The following is a 15,304-nucleotide window of genomic DNA, read 5'->3' as shown; positions in this document are numbered from 1 at the left end:
GCTCAGCCCCGCGCCACCAGCGCCTCGAGCATCTCCATGCAGCCGGTAAGCTGGTCGAGTTCGATGAACTCGTCCGGCTGATGGCCCTGCGCCATGTCGCCCGGCCCGCAGACCACGGTGGGAATGCCGGTCGGTGCGAACACCCCCGCCTCGGTGCCGTAGGACACCTTGCACACCCCGCGCGCCAGCCCGCGCAGCCGCGCCAACGCCGGCTGGTCGGGATCGGTGTCGAGGCCGGGATAGGCGAACACCTGTTCCAGCTCGACATGCGCGAGGCCTGCCATGACCCGCGGCACGATCTCGTCCGGCGTTTCGGCGGCGAGATGCCGGATCTCCCAGTCGACGGTGGCGCGGTCGGGCACGATGTTGAGCGCCGTGCCGCCCTGCATCTTGCCCACGTGCAGGGTCGAGCAGGGCACGTCGTAGCCCGCGTCCTGCGCGCCGTGGCGCATCAGCCGCGCCTGCTCGGCCCGGATGTTTGCCACCAGATCGCAGGCCCCGTGCAGCGCGTTGCGGAACTGCGGCGCCATCGCCGAGTGCCCGGCCTCGCCGTGGCAGGTGGCGCGATAGGCCGCTTTGCCCTTGTGGCCCGTCGCCATCACCAGCGAGGTCGGCTCGCCCACCACGCACAGTGATTGTGGTCCTAGCGCTGCCGCTAGGTGGGGGATCATCTCCGGGATGCCCCGGCAGCCCACCTCCTCGTCCCAAGACAGCACGATCGACACCGGCCCCTGCGCCGCGGCGGGCTGCTCGGCCAGTGCCAGCGCGCAGGCCACGAAACCCTTCATGTCGGCGGTGCCGCGCCCATAGAGCCGCGCGCCGTCGCGCGTCAGCTTGAAGGGGTCGCGGGTCCATGACTGACCTTCGGCCGGCACCACGTCGGTGTGACCCGAGAGCACCACGCCGCCCGCCCCGCCACGATTGGCGATCAGCCCCGCCTTCTCGCCGCAGGGCGAGGGCACGCGGGTGACGGCAAAGCCGCAAGCCTCGAGATGGGCCTGCGCCCAATCGATCAGCGCGAGGTTGCTCTCGGATGACACCGTCGGGAAGGCGATGAGCCGGTCGAGCAGCTCGAGCACCCGCATCACGCGTCCCCCGGCACGCCGTAGGAGGGCGCGGCAGACGGATCGAGTGCGCGGGTGACATAATCCACCGCCTGCGGCTGGTAGACCTCCCACGCGCGCGCGATGGCCTCGATCGGGCAGCCGTCGTCGATCCAGTCGCAGCGCAGCTCGGCATAGGGCCAGCACTCGCGGTCGACGATCAGCAGCCCGGCGGAATGCACCGGCCCCGCCTCGCCGCCCGCCGCGAGCCCGGCGCGCATCGCCGCGATGAGCCGGTCGCCCAGCGCGCCGGTGGCCGCCTCGAAGCCGTCGACGATGGCCTGCGGCACGCGGTCATTGGCCAGCAGGTTGCCGCCCGCCGCCACGTCGCGCCCCTGCGCCTGTGTCCAGATGCCCAGCGAGTTCGGCCCGGAATGGATCGCCGTGCCGCCCTGCCCGTCCACTGCCAGCACCTGCCGGTAGGCCATGTGATCGGCGCTGTCCTGCAGCGTCCTGATCGCTGCCTCGGCGCTGGCGCCCTCCGCCATCAGATCAATCGCCCACGGCCCGAGCCGCGGGTCGGTGACGTTCTGCGAGGCCACCGCCCCCACCCCGGCGCGGGCATAGGCGCAGCGCGCCGCCACCGCCGGAGACGAGGACGAGATCGCCACGCCGAACTGGCCGGTCTTGGCGCAGCGCGCCACGAGGGAAAACGTCATGTGGTCTCCTTGGGTCTGTCGTTCGTCCGGCGCGGGCTCAGTCGGGGATCACCGCCGTGCCGTCGATCTCGACCAGCCATTCGGGTCGCGCCAGCGCCTGCACCACCAGCCCGGTCGAGACCGGGTGCACGCCTTTGATATACTCTCCCATCGTGCGGTAGACCGCCTCGCGGTGGCGCACGTCGGTGATGTAGACCACCACCTTGACCAGATGCTCCATCGAGCCGCCGGCCTCCTCGATCAGCTGGCGGATGTTCTGCATCACCTTGTGGGTCTGCTCGACCGGATCGTGACTATCGATGTTCCTGGCATCGTCGAGGTTCTGCGGGCACTGGCCACGCAGCCAGACGGTGCGACCGCCCCGGGTGACCACGGCCTGCGCAAGATCGTTGTCGAGCTTCTGCTCCGGGTAGGTGTCCTTGGTGTTGAACGGGCGGATGCGGGTATGGGCCATGTGGTCCTCTTGTTGGTCAGTCTTTCGCGCCCTGCGGGGCCGCGCGAGCCGGTCGGGCACGGCGCCTCAGGTCGGGATCTTGCCGGCGATCCACGTGGCGAACTCATAGTTCGGGCGCTCGAGATGCGACAACGCACCCGGCAACGCGTGGCGCGACTGCATTCCCCGCCAGACCCGCTCTGTGCAGCCCTTGTCCTCGTCGTTGACGTGGTCAAGCAGGCCCTTGAGGGTCTCGAAATGCTGATCCACCTCGGCATCGGCGGCGAAATCGGGATGCAGCCCGCCGCCATAGATGATCTTGACGTGGCCGGGGCCGTCCGGCGTCAGGCTGAGGTACCAGAAATAGCCCGGCGTCAGCGTGATCATCAGCGACGGGTAGACCGAGATCAGCCAGGTGCGGTAGCGGTCCTCGCCCTTGAGCGCGGTGTTGCCCTTGTGGGCGATCGACAGCGCGATGCTGTCATCCTTGAGGATGTGGTGGAAGTTGAAGCCGGGATAGCCCTCGGGGCAGGTCATCTTCTTCAGATCCACCGCCCCGCCGATGGTGCCGCCATGGCACATCGGCAGGTGGTAGCTTTCCATGAAATTCTCGGCGAGGATCTTCCAATTGGTGTTCCAGTGATGCTCCTCGCGGAACACCTCGACATAGTCCTGCATCGGCAGGTAGCCGACGAGGTCGTCGATCTCGCGAAGCGTCTCGTGCGGCTCGGGCAGGTCGGGATCGAGCGTCAGCATGATCCAGCCCTTCCAGTCGACGCAGCGCACCTCCGGCAGGCTGGTCTCGGCCTTGCAGAAACTCCGGTTCATCTCCATCGCGGGCGCCCCGCGCAGGCTGCCGTCGAGATTGTAGGTCCAGGCGTGGTAGGGGCAGGTGATGGCGCGCACGTTGCCGCGCCCTTCCAGCAGGATCGACATCCGGTGGCGGCAGACGTTGGACATGGCGCGCAGTGTGCCCTCGCGGTCGCGCAGCACGATCACCGGCTCGCCGGCAATCTCCATGGTCAGGTAGTCGCCCGGGGCCTTGAGCGCATCGGCGCGGCCGGCGCAGAGCCAGCTCTTGGCAAACACATGCTCCTGCTCCAGCGCGAGGAAATCCTCGCTGGTGTAGACCGAGACCGGCATCGCCTGTGCGGCTTCGAAGGGGGTGGCCACGTTGGCGCGGAGTTCTGCTGCGGGGTCGTGAATGTTCATCGTCGTGCTTCCCTGCCACTCGCGCCGGAGACGGACGTGCCCGCCGCCGGGTCGAGACCTCTTTCGTCGAACCTGGATCGCCGCCGGTCAAGCCTCTCGCACAGATCGATGCGGTGGGCGGGCGCCGGACCAGACATCGCCGCCCCGGGGTCGAGCCGGAGCGGCGATCAGCGTCGAGAGTGGCAGAGCCATTGCTTCGGGAAAAGAACAGCCTTCCGACGCTGCAATTAGGAAAAGCCTAAGGCTCAGACGCCTGTCGGTGGAATACCCGGAACCGGGCAAAGCCCAAGCCCACCGAGGTCACAACTCCGCCATCACCTCGGTGATGCTCTCGCGCAGGATGGCCCCGATCGTGGCGATCTGCTCGGGCGTGAGGATCAGCGTCGGCGACAAGATCAGGATATGTCCCAGCGGACGGGCGATCAGCCCCTTCTCCTGGCACTTCTGCGCCACCCTGAGGCCGATGTTGAGGCTCGGGTCGAAGATCTCCTTGCTGGCCTTGTCCCTGACGAACTCGATGCCGATCATGAAGTGGCTGCCGCGCACCTCGCCTACGATATCGAGATCCCCGAGGCCCTTGAGCGTGGTCTCGAAGAGCTTGCCCGTGCTGCGCGCGGTCTGCGGAATCTGGTCCCGCTCCATCAGCGCGATGTTGGCGAGCCCCGCGGCCGAGGCGGCGGGATGGCCGGAATAGGTCATGCCGTGCAGGAACATGCCGCCGGGCCCCGAGATCACCTCGTGGATCTCGTCCGACAGGATCGTCGCCGAGAGCGGCTGATATCCGGAGGTCAGCCCCTTGGCCGTGGTGATGATGTCGGGCTGGAACCCGAACACGTCCTTCGAGGCGAAGAAATGCCCGAGCCGCCCGAACGCCGTCACCACCTCGTCCGAGATCACCTTGATCTCGTAGTCGCGGCAGAGATCCGCGACGCGGGCGTGATAGCCCTCAGGCGGCACGATCACCCCGCCCGCGCCCATGATCGGCTCACCGATGAAGCAGGCGATGTTCTCGGCGCCGAGGCTCTCGATCTCGGTCTTCATGTCGTCGAGCAGCGCGTCGGTGAACTCGGCCTCGGTCATGCCATCTCCCTCGCGCCAGTAATGCGGCTTGCGAAGGTGGTGCACGATGCCCTCGGCCTTGTGCCAGCCCTCGGAATATTCCGGCGTGGTCATGGCGATGGCGAGGTGGGTGGAGCCATGATAGGCGCCGTGGCGGCTCAGCACCTTGCGCTTCTGGGGCTGGCCGAGGCGCTGGTAATAGTGGTGCAGGATGCGCACCGCGCTGTCATTGGCGACCGAGCCTGAATTGCCGAAATGCACCTTGTTGAGCGATCCCGGCGCCAGCTCGGCCAGCTTGGCGGCGAGCGCCGCCGCGGTCGGGTGGGTGAAGCTGTAGAAGGTCGAGTAGAAATCCAGCGTCTCGAGCTGTTGGTGGATCGCATCGATGATCTCGCGGCGCTTGTGGCCGACGTTGACGCACCACAGCCCGCCGATCCCATCGATCAGCTCGTTGCCCTCGCTGTCGGTGACCATGCTGCCCTCGGCGCCGACGATGGCGGTGCGCGCGCCGTCCTGCTTGAGCGCGTTGAGATCGGCGAAGGACTGCACGAGGTGCACGTCCTCGGTGAGGATGTCGTCGGTGGTCTTGGGCAGATCGAAGGTCATGGTCAGAGCTCCCGGAAATCAGCGAGTTGGGTGGAGAGAGAGGGCTTGGGCAGGTCGTCGTTCACGCCCAGATCGGCGACGAGCAGCGCCTCGCCGCGCCCGGCAGAGACCATCGGCTGGCCCAGCGGGTCTGCGATCAGCGACAGGCCTCCGAAAGCCAGCCCGTCCTCGAGGCCGCAGTAATTGGCGTAGACGATGGTGAGGCCGAGCTCGGCGGCGCGGCCCGGCACCGTGGCGCGCTGCACGTGGTCGAATCCCACCGCGTTGGCGGTCGGCACGAGGATGAGGCTGACGCCCTGCTCGGCCAGCGCCCGCACATGCGGTGCAAACTCCACGTCGTAGCAGATCAGCAGGGCCGCCTTCAGGCCGCCCAGCTCGAAGGTGCAGTAGGCGTCTCCGGGCGCGAAGGACGCCTGCTCCATCGGCCCGAAGAGCTGGATCTTGCGATAATGCCCGAGCACGCCGCCATCCGCCCCGAAGGCGGTGGCGGCGTTGTAGACCGTATCGCCCTCGCGCTCGGCCCAGCCGATGGTCAGACCGCAGCCCGCTTCGCGGGCCATGCCAGCCAGCCGGCTCTCCCATGCGCCGCCGCGCGGCTGCGACAGCCGGTCATGCAGGGCAGGCTGGTTGTAGCCCGGCAGGAACAGCTCGGGCATGACCAGCATGGTGGCCCCCGCGGCGGCGGCGGCGGTGAGCTGGGTGGAGACGCAGGCAAACGTCTCCTCTGTGGCCCCGCTGATCGCGGGGCCCTGATAAAGCGCGAGTTTCATGCGTTGGGCTTACTTCTTGAGGTTGGTCCAGATCGCGTCGTAGAGCACCTGAACCTCTTCCGGGCAGGCCTCGACGAAGACGGTGTCGGTGCCTTCCGGCGGGTTCGACTCGGGCGAATTGGCGACCTCGGGATCGAGGAACTCGGTCACGCCCCCGACGCCTGCGGAATACTGCGCGAAGTTGGTCAGCGCGGCGGCGTTCTCGGGCTCGAGCATGAAGTCCATGAACGCCAGTGCGTTGTCGCGGTTCGGCGCGTCCTTCAGCAGCGCGATGTTGTCCATCCAGACGATGACGCCCTCTTTCGGGAAGGCATACTCGATCGGCGCGCCCTCGCCGCGGGCCTTGGCGGCGAAGCCCGACCAGATCATGCCCGCAGCCGCATCGCCCGAGACCAGCACGTCCTTGGCCACGTCCGATCCGAAGGACGCCCAGTCGGCCTTGGCCTCGGTCACCAGCGCGTTCAGCGCCTTGAGCTGTTCGCGGTCCGAGCTGCATTGCGGGATGCCCAGATGCAGCGAGGCCAGCGTCAGGGTTTCGCCCGCGGTGTCGAGCACGTTGATCTTGCCCTTCAGCGCTTCGGGCGGCTCGAAGATGATGCCGGTGGTCTGGATGTCGCCGTCGAACACCTCGCGGTTCACCGCGAACGAGGTCGAGCCCCACTGGTAGGGCACCGAACTCTTGCGGCCCTCGTCGAAGGGCACATCGATCCACTGCTCCTCGATGTTGCCGTAGTTCGTCAGCTCCTCGGGGGTGAAGGTGTCGAGCATCCCCTCATCGGCGAGGATCTTGACCATGTAGTCGCCCGGCACCGCGAGATCGTAGGCCCCGAGCCGTCCGGCCTTGAGCGAGGCCAGCAGCGCCTCGTTGCTGTCATAGGTGTCCATCGTGACCGTGATGCCGGTTTCTTCGGTGAACTTGTCGAGCAGCTCCTGCGGCATGTACTCGAACCAGTTGTAGAGCTTCAGCTCGCCCTCGGCCTGCGCCGCCGAGGCGGCGGCCAGCGCGATCAGGGAGGGAACAAGGATCTTCTTCATGGGGTGTCTCCGCTGTTGGGTCATTCTGTTTTCTTTGCCTGGCCGCTGCGTCCGATCAGCCAGGAGAGGGTGACGAACACCACCGAGACGGCGAGCATCAGGGTGGAGATCGCCATGATGTTGGGCTTGATGCCCTGTTTCACCGCGCCGAAGATGGCGGTCGGCAAGGTCTCGACCCCGGCGCCCTTCACGAAGTTGGTGATCAGGAAGTCGTCGAGCGAGATGATGAAGGCGAGCAGGAAGCCCGAGAAGATGCCGGGCATCATCAGCGGCAGCAGGATCAGCCGGAACGCCTCCCACGGGGTGGCGTAGAGATCCATCGCCGCCTGCTCGTAGCTGTCGGGCACGCTCTGCATCCGCGCCGCGATCGGCAGGTAGGCGAAGGGGATGCAGAAGGTGATATGGGCCAGCAGGATCGTCCCGATCCCGCCCGAGAATCCGATGGCGGTGAAGAAGATCAGGCTGGCGACGGCGGTCACCACCTCGGGCACCATGAGCGGCAGGTTGATCAGCGCGAAGGTGGCGGTCTTGCCCCGGAAGCGCCCGGCCCGGTGCATCGCCACCGCCGCCGAGGTGGCGATCAGAGTGGCGCAGATCCCGGCCAGCACCGCGATGATCAGCGAGTTCATCGCCGCGCGCTGGAATTTCGGCGACTCCGGCCCGGTGAACACGTCGACATACCACGCGAGCGAGGCGCCGCCCCAGCTGGTGATCGAAGTCGAGGCGTTGAAGCTGTAGACCGAAACCACCAGCAGCGGTGCGTAAAGCACCACCACGCAGAGCAGCGTGATCGCGAAGAAGCCGGGGAAGCGGCGCAGGTCGAGCTGCTTCATGCCGTGGCCTCCCGGGTCTGCGCGCGGGCATAGACCAGCAGCACCACCATCACGATGCTCATCAGGATCATCGCCGCCGCGGCCCCGAAGGGCCAGTTGCCGGCGGCGCCCTTGAACTGCTCTTCGATCAGCGAGCCGATCATGAAGCTCTTGGCGCCGCCCAGCAGATCGGGCGCGAGAAAGGCGCCGAGCGAGGGCACGAAGACGAGGATGCAGCCCGCGATGAGCCCCGGCCTGACCACCGGCAGGATCACCAGCCGCAGCGTCGTCCAGCGCCCGGCATAGAGATCCGCCGCCGCCTCGGAGAGCGCGAAGTCGTAGCGCTCGACCGCGGCGTAGATCGGCAGCACCATGAACGGCAGGTAGGAGTAGAACAGCCCCAGCTGCACCGCGAGGTTGGTGTTGATCAGCCCCAACGGCTGGTCGATCAGCCCGCTCCAGAGCAGCACCGCGTTGAGCGGGCCCTCGTCGCGGATCAGGAACTTCATCGACACTGTGCGGATCAGCAGGTTGACCCAATAGGGCACGGTGACGATGAGCAGCCAGACCGTGCGCATCCGGGCGTCGCGAGTGGCGATGAACCACGCGGTCGGAAAGCCGATCAGCAGGCAGAGGAGCGTTGCCAGCCCGGCCTGCCAGATCGAGCGCCAGAAGATGGTGAGATAGGTCCATTCGATGCGCGGCGGCTCGTCTCCGAACAGGCCGCGGTCGAGGAAGAACTGGTCATAGGCGGCGAGCGAGAACTCCCAGATCACGCCGCCGCGGAATTCCTTGGTGAGGACCGAATAGGTCGCCATCAGCGCCACCGGGACCAGCAGGAAGACCCCGATGACCAGCCATGTCGGCAACAGCAGCCGCTTGGCGTGGCCCTTGTAGATCTCCGACGAAGATGCGCCGCCCGGCGCCATCGCCGCCATCAGGCCGAGAGCAGGCGGGCGGCGCCTGCTTCCAATTTCAGCCCCACCTCGGCGCCGCGCTCGGGCAGGCGCGTGGCCTGGGCGTTCTGCAGCCGCACGGTCATTTCCTGACCGCCGGCAAGCTGCGCCTTGAGCTGGATATCGGTGCCCAGATAGACCTGATCGGTGGCAATCACCGTGAGGTCGGCCTCCGAGGCCGGGCACAGGTCGATGCGCTCGGGGCGCAGCGACAGCACCCCCTGCCCCACCGCGCGGTTGAGCGGCGTCGGGCAGCGCAGGGCGCGGCCGCCGGGCAAGGAGACCTCGGCCATGCCGTCCGCGATGCCCAGCACCGGCACCTCGATGAGGTTGGTCTCCCCGATGAAATCCGCCACGAAGCGGTTTACCGGGGCCTCGTAGATCTCGCGCGGGGCGCCGATCTGCTGCACATGCCCGTCCGACATCACCGCGATGCGGTCGGACATGGTCAGCGCCTCTTCCTGATCATGGGTGACGAAGACGAAGGCGATGCCGGTCTCGCGCTGGATCTGCTTGAGCTCCATGCGCACCGCCTGCCGGAGCTTCAGGTCGAGCGCCGAGAGCGGCTCGTCGAGCAACAGCACCTTGGGCTCCGGCGCCAGCGCGCGGGCCAGCGCCACGCGCTGCTGCTGCCCGCCCGAGAGCTGCCCGGGGCGGCGCTTGAGGAATTGCGACAGGTGCACCAGCTCGAGCGCCTGCTTGGCGCGGCCCTCGGCATCCACCACCGACCAGCCCAGCCGCTGCAGGCCGAACATCACGTTCTCGAGTACCGTCATGTGCGGGAACAGCGCGTAGTGCTGGAACACCGTGTTGACCGGGCGCTTGAACGGCGGCAGCGGCGCGATGTCCTCGCCATGCAGCCGGATCTGTCCGCCGCTCACCGGCTCGAACCCGGCAATGCAGCGCAAAAGCGTGGTCTTGCCGCAGCCCGACGGCCCGAGCAGCGTGAAGAATTCATTCTCGGCGATGTCGAGCGACACCTCGTGGAGCGCAGTGAACGTGCCGAAGCGCTTCACCACGCGGTCGATATTGATCACGGTCCCGGTCACGATGCCGAACCACCCCCTGCAGCTATTGTCCCTGTTTCGAGCTATACCACCCGTTCTATTGGGTATAACCTAGGCAGAGGTCATTCAGGGGGTATATACCCCCAGAGAGGTATGATGCGGAAACTGCCGAACCTGACGGAGAATTTCCTTGGGCGTGCCATCTCGGCGCTCGAAACCGAGGCGTTTGCCGGCCTGTTCTTCCAGTGGCTGATGCGCTGCTACGAAATCGACAACACCACCATGCTGGCCTATTTCCAGAACCGCCCGCCCGAGCTTCTGTTTTCCCATGCGCGGGAAAAGCGTGTCCACGAAAAGCTCGAGGACGACTACCTCACCGGGGCCTATCTGCTCGATCCGTTCCATGCCCTGCACATCGAGCGGGCACCCGAGGGGCTTTACCGGATGCGCGACATCGCGCCCGACCAGTTCACCCGCAACGAATATTTCTCGGCCTATTACCGGCGCACCACGCTGATCGACGAGGTCGCCTATGTCGCCTACCCGTCCGAAGGCGTGTCGGTGCACATCTGCCTCGGGCGCGATGCCAGCTCGGGGCGGGTGTTCTCCTCGCGCGACATGGAGCGCGCCGAGCAGATCGCGCCGATCGCCTGTGCGCTGGTGGCGCGGCACTGGTCGAACCTGCGCTCGACCGGCGATTTCCGAGATTCCGCCGTCACCGAGGCGCTGCAGAAGCGCATGGTGCAGGAGCATGGCGTGGCGCTCACCGGGCGACAGGCCGAGATCGCGCTGCTGATTCTCAAGGGGCACAGCTCGGCCTCGATCGCCATGCGGCTCGAGATCAGCCCGCAGACCGTGAAGGTGTTCCGCAAGCAGCTCTACCGCAAGTGCGAGATCTCCTCGCAGGCGGAGCTGTTCTCGCTGATGATGCCGATGCTGTCCTCGCTGGAGTTCTGAACACCCCCACGAGCAGGCACGAAAAAGCCCCCCGCAGCATCCTGCGAGGGGCTTTGATCTCTGTCAGGCTGGCGCGCGGCTCAGCCGGCGCAGCGCTTCTGGGCGTCTTCCACCGCGGCGGTGAAGCCCAGCAGCGAGAAGGTGTCCTTGGTCTGGGTGCCACGGGCCGAGCGCGCGGTCAGCACCGCGTCTGAGCCACGCTTCATCGCGGCGATGATCTTGGCATCGTCACCCGAGGTGGCCGGCCAGGCCCATTCGCCATCGGAGTAAAGCTCGAACTCCGAGCCGCCGATGTTCACGCCGACCGTCGAGCCGGGCGCGAAGGGATAGCCGCCGGTGAAGGCCACCTGACCGTTCACCCCGCCCTCGGGACGGTAGAACACCATCAGAAGGATGTCGCCGCGGCGCACCGAGACGACGCGGCCATCCTTGGAGTTCACGCTTTCCTTGTAGGTGGTGACGGCCCAGCATTCGCGCGGGTCACTGCCCTCGAACACAGACCAGTCGGTGATCGCGTTGACCCGGTTCTGGCTCTCTTCCTGAGCGAGCGCTGCCGTGGTTGTCAGCGCCAGCAGGGCTCCGCCAAGAACTCCACCGAGAATTGATTTCATACCGTGCAGCCTCCAGCTGTCTTGTGCCTCAATCACGCGGTCGGCGCCCGGCCGGTTTCGGCCCAATCGCGCGCGCTTCCGATTTTCTACTCGACGTCGGGAAGATAGACTGAAAAACCTGCCGCCATAAACCCCCTGTTGGCAAGATATCGCTTAGTTGTGAAGGATCCGAGCATGTCGAACGCGCCCGAACTGATGGTCGAAATCCACCGCGGGCCTCTGGCCGAAAGCGCCCATTCCGGTCACGCGGTGATCTGCGACGACAGCGGCCAGATCGTGCAGGCCTGGGGTGACCCCGGCAAGGTGATCCTGCCGCGCAGCTCGGCCAAGATGATCCAGGCGCTGCCGTTGGTCGCTTCGGGCGCGGCAAAGGCGTTCGGCCTGACGCCCGCGCAGCTGGCACTGGCCTGCGCCTCGCATCAGGGCGCGCTCCTGCATGTCGAGGCGGTCACAGCGTGGCTGGCCGAGCTTGGCCTCGGCGATGACGACCTGCGCTGCGGCCCCGAGGCGTCGCGCGACAAGGCCCTGAAGCTCGAGATGATCCGCGAAGGCAAGTGTCCCTGCCAGGCGCACAACAACTGCTCGGGCAAGCACGCCGGCTTCCTGACCTACAACAAGCACCTCGGCGGGGACGCAGAATATTGCGATCCCGGCCACCCGGTGCAGCGCGAGGTGCGCGCGCTTTTCGAGACCGTGACCGGCATGGAAAGCCCGGGCTTCGGCATCGACGGCTGCTCGGCGCCGAACTTCGCCAGCACGATGGAGGGCATGGCCCGCGCCATGGCGTGGTACGCCAGCGCCCACAAGCGCCCCGACGCGCTGAGCCAGGCCGCGGCGCAGCTCGTCGAGGCGATGATTGCCTTCCCCGAGCATGTCGCGGGCGAGGGCCGCGCCTGCACCCACCTGATGCGCGCGGCCAAGGAGCCGGTGGCGATCAAGACCGGGGCCGAGGGCTATTTCGTGGCCATCCTGCCGCAGCGCGGACTGGGGCTGGCGCTGAAGATCACCGACGGCGCCACCCGCGCCTCCGACTGCGCCGTGGCGGCGCTGCTGGTGCAGCTCGGGGTGCTCGACGCGGCCGATCCGGAGGTGCAGCGCTTTCTCTGCCCGCCGATCCACAACCGCGCCGGCATCGAGGTCGGCCGCATCGCGACGGCGCCCAGCTTCCCGTGAAACATCGGGGGCGCGGGGCCGCGTGCCCCGCGCATCCCGGCTCAGACCTTGGCAAACTCGTCGCGGCTGTAGCCCTGCAGGTAGAGCAGCGCGGTCAGGTCGCCGTGGTTCACCCGCAGATCGCATTGCGCCTGCACCGAGGGCTTGGCGTGCAGCGCCACGCCCATGCCGGCGCGGCCCAACATGCCGAGATCGTTGGCGCCGTCGCCCACCGCCAGCACATCCGACTCGGAGATGCCCAGCCGCGCCGAGATTTCCTCGAGCGCCTGCACCTTGGCCTCGCGCCCGAGGATCGGACGCGCCACCTCGCCGGTGAGCGTGCCGGTCTCCACAAGCAGCGTGTTGGCCCGGTTCTCGTCGAACCCCACCAGCCCCGCCACCTTGGCGGTGAAGGCAGTGAAGCCGCCGGAGACCAGCGCCGCGTGACCGCCATTGGCCTTCATCGTGGCCACCAGCTCGCGCCCGCCCGGCATGAAGGAGATGCGGGTCTCGAGCACCCGGTCGATCACCGTCTCGGGCAGCCCCTTCAGCAGCGCCACCCGCTCGGTCAACGCGCCCTCGAAATCGAGCTCGCCGTTCATCGCCCGCGCGGTGATCTCCTTCACATGCGCACCCACGCCCGCCTCCTCGGCGAGCTCGTCGATGCACTCCTGCTCGATCATCGTCGAATCCATGTCGGCCAGCAGCATCGTCTTACGGCGTCCGAGCGCGGGCAGGAGGTTCAGGTCGGCCTGATCGGCCACCGCCGCGCGCAGCTCCTCGAGATTGGACGGCGCATGATCGAGCGGGAATTCCGCCGCCTCGCCCTGCGACAGCCAGACAGCCGCGCCGCCGCCGGTGGCGTTGCGCAGCGACGACACCAGAGCGGTCTCGAGCGTGCCGGGACGGGCGATGAGCGATAGAATGAACATGGGCGCGGCCTCCTGAGCGTTGCCGGCGCTTCTGGCATGGGCCGGCCCATTTTGCCAGACCTGCCGACGGGCGGAGCGCGGCCAAGAATTTTAGCTAAAATTCTTGGCCTCTGATCAGCGTTCGGTGAGCTTGAGCTCGATGCGCCGGTTCTGCGCGCGCGCCTCGGGCGTGTCGGCGGGGTCCACGGGCTGGTATTCGCCGAAGCCGTTGGCCGAAAGGCGCTGCGGCGGGATGCCCATCTCTTCGACGAGGAACCGCACGACCGAGAGCGCCCGGGCCTGGCTGAGTTCCCAGTTGTCGGCGAACCGCGCACCGGGGCGCAGCGGCGTGTCGTCGGTGTGGCCGTCGACGCGGAGGATCCAGTCGATGCCCGGCGGGATGTCGGACATCACCCGCTGCAGGATATCGGCGATATTGGCGATCTCGCCCTCGCCCGGCCTCGACAGGCTCGCCTCGCCGGGGGCAAACAGCACCTCGGAGGAGAACACGAAGCGGTCGCCCTCGATGCGGATGCCGTCCTGATCGCCGATCACCTCGCGCAGGCGCCCGAAGAATTCCGATCGGTAGCGTTCGAGATCCTTGGCCTCGGCCTCGAGCCGGCGGCGTTCTGCCTCCTCGAGCTGACGGCGGCGGCGTTCCTCGGCGGCGACCCGCGCCAGCGCGGCGTTGAGTTCGGAGCCGAGGTTCTGAAGCTGGACCTGCGCCTCGGCGTCGCTCTCGCGCGCCTCGTCGAGCAGGCCCTGAAGCTGCGACAGCTGCGAGCGCAGCGCCGCGACCTGCTGATTGAGCAGCTCGCGCTGGCGCTCGGCCTCGCTGGCGCGGGCCTCGGTCTGGCTCAGCTCGCTGCGCGCCTCCGAGAGCAGCGCCGCGCGCTGTTCGGCCTCGCTCATCCGCGCGCCGGCCTCGGCCTCGGCGGCCTTCTGCGCCGCCAGCGCCGCGGTCAGGCGATCGCGCAGCTCTTCCTCGGTGATCTCGGCCGCGCCCTGCTTTTCGAGCAGCGCCGCGAGACGGCTGCGCAGGTCCTCGGCGGTGGCCTGCGCCTGGGCAAGATCGTCCTGCAGGGTCTCGGCATTGCCGGCCGCGTTCCGCGCGCGCTGAAGCGCCGCCTCGGTCTCGTCCTGCTGCAGGAGCGCGGCGGCGAGGCGGGCGTCGAGATCCTCCTCCGCCTCGCGCGCTGCGGCCAGAAGCGTCAGAGTCTCCTCGGCGCGGCGGCGCTGCTCTTCCAGCGCCATGGTCATCGCGGTGAGCTCGCTGTCGGCGCTCTCGAGCCGCGCGCGCAGAGCGGCGGCGGCTTCGGCCTCGGCCAGCCGCTGCGCCTCCTCGTCGCTGAGCTCGGCCTGCAGCGCATCGACCTGCGCCTCGCGATCCGCGGCGTCGGCCCGCAGGTCCTCGACCAGCGCCTGCAGCGCCTCGCGGCGGGCGGCGGCCAGCCGGGCCGCCTCGGCCTGCGCATCGACCTCGCTGCGCGCCTGAACCAGCGCCAGATCCAGTGCGTCGCGCTCGGACGTCAGCGCGTCCCGGGCCGCTTCGAGCTCGTCCTGCGAGGCGGTGAGCGCCGCGACCTCGCTTTCGGCGGCGTCGCGGTCGGCCAGCAACGCGGCGACCTGCTCCTCGAAGCTGGAAATCCGGCTCGCGGCGGCGGTGAGGTCCTCGGCCTGCCGGTCGCGGGTGGCGGTGAGCGAGGCGATGAGGCTCTGCTGCTCGCTCAACCGGGTCTCGGCATCATCGATGGTGGTCTCGAGCTCGCCGATGCGGGAGGTCAACGAGGTGTTGCGTCGCTCCTGCAGCCCGAGGCTGCGCGACAGCTCGGCGATTTCCGAGGAAAGGCGGTCAAGCTCGCCCTCCTGCCCACTGATGGTGTCGCGCAGCACCGACTGGATCACCATGAAGATGGTGAGCACGAACATCAGCACCAGCAAAAGGCCGGTCATCGCATCGACGAAGCCGGGCCAGATATTGGCCTGGAAGCGGGCCCCGGTGCGTCGCGACAGCGACATGG

Annotated in this window: 15 protein-coding genes; 2 read left to right on the top strand and 13 right to left on the bottom strand. The window is 67.8% G+C overall.

Annotated features, from left to right (window positions below):
* Positions 1–2 precede the first annotated feature (2 nt).
* The 10 genes from argE to LCM15_RS15330 form a co-directional block, all read right to left on the bottom strand.
* The gene (argE, locus tag LCM15_RS15375; protein ID WP_224857944.1) at positions 3–1,085 is read right to left on the bottom strand and encodes an acetylornithine deacetylase; all 1,083 of its coding nucleotides are present in this window, start codon (positions 1,083–1,085) and stop codon (positions 3–5) included.
* Positions 1,085–1,762: a DUF1028 domain-containing protein gene (locus LCM15_RS15370; protein ID WP_224857942.1), complete on the bottom strand. Its 678-nt coding sequence runs from the start codon at positions 1,760–1,762 to the stop codon at positions 1,085–1,087. Before LCM15_RS15370 ends, argE begins: the two co-directional genes overlap by 1 nt.
* 37 nt (positions 1,763–1,799) lie before the next feature.
* Positions 1,800–2,216 (bottom strand): RidA family protein, encoded by a 417-nt coding sequence (locus LCM15_RS15365; protein ID WP_224857940.1) that lies wholly within the window; start codon positions 2,214–2,216, stop codon positions 1,800–1,802.
* Between the two features lie 66 nt (positions 2,217–2,282).
* Positions 2,283–3,407, bottom strand: coding sequence for an aromatic ring-hydroxylating oxygenase subunit alpha (locus tag LCM15_RS15360; protein WP_224857938.1), 1,125 nt, complete (start codon positions 3,405–3,407; stop codon positions 2,283–2,285).
* Between the two features lie 300 nt (positions 3,408–3,707).
* The gene (locus LCM15_RS15355; protein ID WP_224857936.1) at positions 3,708–5,072 is read right to left on the bottom strand and encodes an aminotransferase class III-fold pyridoxal phosphate-dependent enzyme; all 1,365 of its coding nucleotides are present in this window, start codon (positions 5,070–5,072) and stop codon (positions 3,708–3,710) included.
* A gap of 2 nt (positions 5,073–5,074) precedes the next feature.
* Positions 5,075–5,842 (bottom strand): carbon-nitrogen hydrolase family protein, encoded by a 768-nt coding sequence (locus tag LCM15_RS15350; RefSeq protein ID WP_224857934.1) that lies wholly within the window; start codon positions 5,840–5,842, stop codon positions 5,075–5,077.
* A gap of 9 nt (positions 5,843–5,851) precedes the next feature.
* Positions 5,852–6,877 carry an extracellular solute-binding protein gene (locus LCM15_RS15345; protein ID WP_224857932.1) on the bottom strand — a complete coding sequence of 342 codons (1,026 nt, stop codon included), beginning with the start codon at positions 6,875–6,877 and terminating at the stop codon, positions 5,852–5,854.
* A 20-nt stretch (positions 6,878–6,897) separates the two neighbouring features.
* Positions 6,898–7,710 carry an ABC transporter permease gene (locus tag LCM15_RS15340; RefSeq protein WP_224857930.1) on the bottom strand — a complete coding sequence of 271 codons (813 nt, stop codon included), beginning with the start codon at positions 7,708–7,710 and terminating at the stop codon, positions 6,898–6,900.
* A complete protein-coding gene (locus tag LCM15_RS15335) occupies positions 7,707–8,627 on the bottom strand; it encodes an ABC transporter permease (protein ID WP_224857928.1) in 921 nt (306 codons plus the stop codon). Before LCM15_RS15335 ends, LCM15_RS15340 begins: the two co-directional genes overlap by 4 nt.
* Positions 8,627–9,694, bottom strand: coding sequence for an ABC transporter ATP-binding protein (locus LCM15_RS15330; protein ID WP_224857926.1), 1,068 nt, complete (start codon positions 9,692–9,694; stop codon positions 8,627–8,629). The genes LCM15_RS15335 and LCM15_RS15330 overlap by 1 nt, the downstream gene beginning before the upstream one ends.
* A 114-nt stretch (positions 9,695–9,808) precedes the next feature.
* Here LCM15_RS15330 and LCM15_RS15325 point away from each other — a divergent pair, with 114 nt between their 5' ends.
* Positions 9,809–10,609 carry a helix-turn-helix transcriptional regulator gene (locus LCM15_RS15325; RefSeq protein WP_224857924.1) on the top strand — a complete coding sequence of 267 codons (801 nt, stop codon included), beginning with the start codon at positions 9,809–9,811 and terminating at the stop codon, positions 10,607–10,609.
* Between the two features lie 80 nt (positions 10,610–10,689).
* Here the strand turns inward: LCM15_RS15325 and LCM15_RS15320 are convergent, their stop codons facing one another.
* Positions 10,690–11,220: an invasion associated locus B family protein gene (locus LCM15_RS15320; protein ID WP_224857922.1), complete on the bottom strand. Its 531-nt coding sequence runs from the start codon at positions 11,218–11,220 to the stop codon at positions 10,690–10,692.
* A 174-nt stretch (positions 11,221–11,394) separates the two neighbouring features.
* On the opposite strand from LCM15_RS15320, the gene LCM15_RS15315 reads away from it, so the two are divergent.
* Positions 11,395–12,393, top strand: coding sequence for an asparaginase (locus tag LCM15_RS15315; protein WP_224857920.1), 999 nt, complete (start codon positions 11,395–11,397; stop codon positions 12,391–12,393).
* A gap of 41 nt (positions 12,394–12,434) precedes the next feature.
* Here the strand turns inward: LCM15_RS15315 and serB are convergent, their stop codons facing one another.
* Positions 12,435–13,304, bottom strand: coding sequence for a phosphoserine phosphatase SerB (gene serB / locus LCM15_RS15310; protein ID WP_224857918.1), 870 nt, complete (start codon positions 13,302–13,304; stop codon positions 12,435–12,437).
* 114 nt (positions 13,305–13,418) lie between these two features.
* Positions 13,419–15,302: a peptidoglycan -binding protein gene (locus LCM15_RS15305; RefSeq protein WP_224857916.1), complete on the bottom strand. Its 1,884-nt coding sequence runs from the start codon at positions 15,300–15,302 to the stop codon at positions 13,419–13,421.
* Positions 15,303–15,304 lie beyond the last annotated feature (2 nt).

The organism is Salipiger bermudensis (assembly GCF_020171625.1).
In the GTDB taxonomy this organism is placed as follows: Bacteria; Pseudomonadota; Alphaproteobacteria; order Rhodobacterales; family Rhodobacteraceae; genus Salipiger; species Salipiger bermudensis_B.
This window is presented reverse-complemented; position numbering and strand designations above follow the sequence as displayed.

What these genes read in the sequence shown, in the direction of transcription:
- LCM15_RS15315 (WP_224857920.1), top strand. Translation starts at nt 11,395, where the DNA reads ATGTCGAACGCGCCCGAACTGATGGTCGAAATCCACCGCGGGCCTCTG.
- argE (WP_224857944.1), bottom strand. Translation starts at nt 1,085, where the DNA reads ATGCGGGTGCTCGAGCTGCTCGACCGGCTCATCGCCTTCCCGACGGTG.
- serB (WP_224857918.1), bottom strand. Translation starts at nt 13,304, where the DNA reads ATGTTCATTCTATCGCTCATCGCCCGTCCCGGCACGCTCGAGACCGCT.
- LCM15_RS15355 (WP_224857936.1), bottom strand. Translation starts at nt 5,072, where the DNA reads ATGACCTTCGATCTGCCCAAGACCACCGACGACATCCTCACCGAGGAC.
- LCM15_RS15360 (WP_224857938.1), bottom strand. Translation starts at nt 3,407, where the DNA reads ATGAACATTCACGACCCCGCAGCAGAACTCCGCGCCAACGTGGCCACC.
- LCM15_RS15325 (WP_224857924.1), top strand. Translation starts at nt 9,809, where the DNA reads ATGCGGAAACTGCCGAACCTGACGGAGAATTTCCTTGGGCGTGCCATC.
- LCM15_RS15305 (WP_224857916.1), bottom strand. Translation starts at nt 15,302, where the DNA reads ATGTCGCTGTCGCGACGCACCGGGGCCCGCTTCCAGGCCAATATCTGG.
- LCM15_RS15320 (WP_224857922.1), bottom strand. Translation starts at nt 11,220, where the DNA reads ATGAAATCAATTCTCGGTGGAGTTCTTGGCGGAGCCCTGCTGGCGCTG.
- LCM15_RS15340 (WP_224857930.1), bottom strand. Translation starts at nt 7,710, where the DNA reads ATGAAGCAGCTCGACCTGCGCCGCTTCCCCGGCTTCTTCGCGATCACG.
- LCM15_RS15350 (WP_224857934.1), bottom strand. Translation starts at nt 5,842, where the DNA reads ATGAAACTCGCGCTTTATCAGGGCCCCGCGATCAGCGGGGCCACAGAG.
- LCM15_RS15345 (WP_224857932.1), bottom strand. Translation starts at nt 6,877, where the DNA reads ATGAAGAAGATCCTTGTTCCCTCCCTGATCGCGCTGGCCGCCGCCTCG.
- LCM15_RS15335 (WP_224857928.1), bottom strand. Translation starts at nt 8,627, where the DNA reads ATGGCGGCGATGGCGCCGGGCGGCGCATCTTCGTCGGAGATCTACAAG.
- LCM15_RS15365 (WP_224857940.1), bottom strand. Translation starts at nt 2,216, where the DNA reads ATGGCCCATACCCGCATCCGCCCGTTCAACACCAAGGACACCTACCCG.
- LCM15_RS15370 (WP_224857942.1), bottom strand. Translation starts at nt 1,762, where the DNA reads ATGACGTTTTCCCTCGTGGCGCGCTGCGCCAAGACCGGCCAGTTCGGC.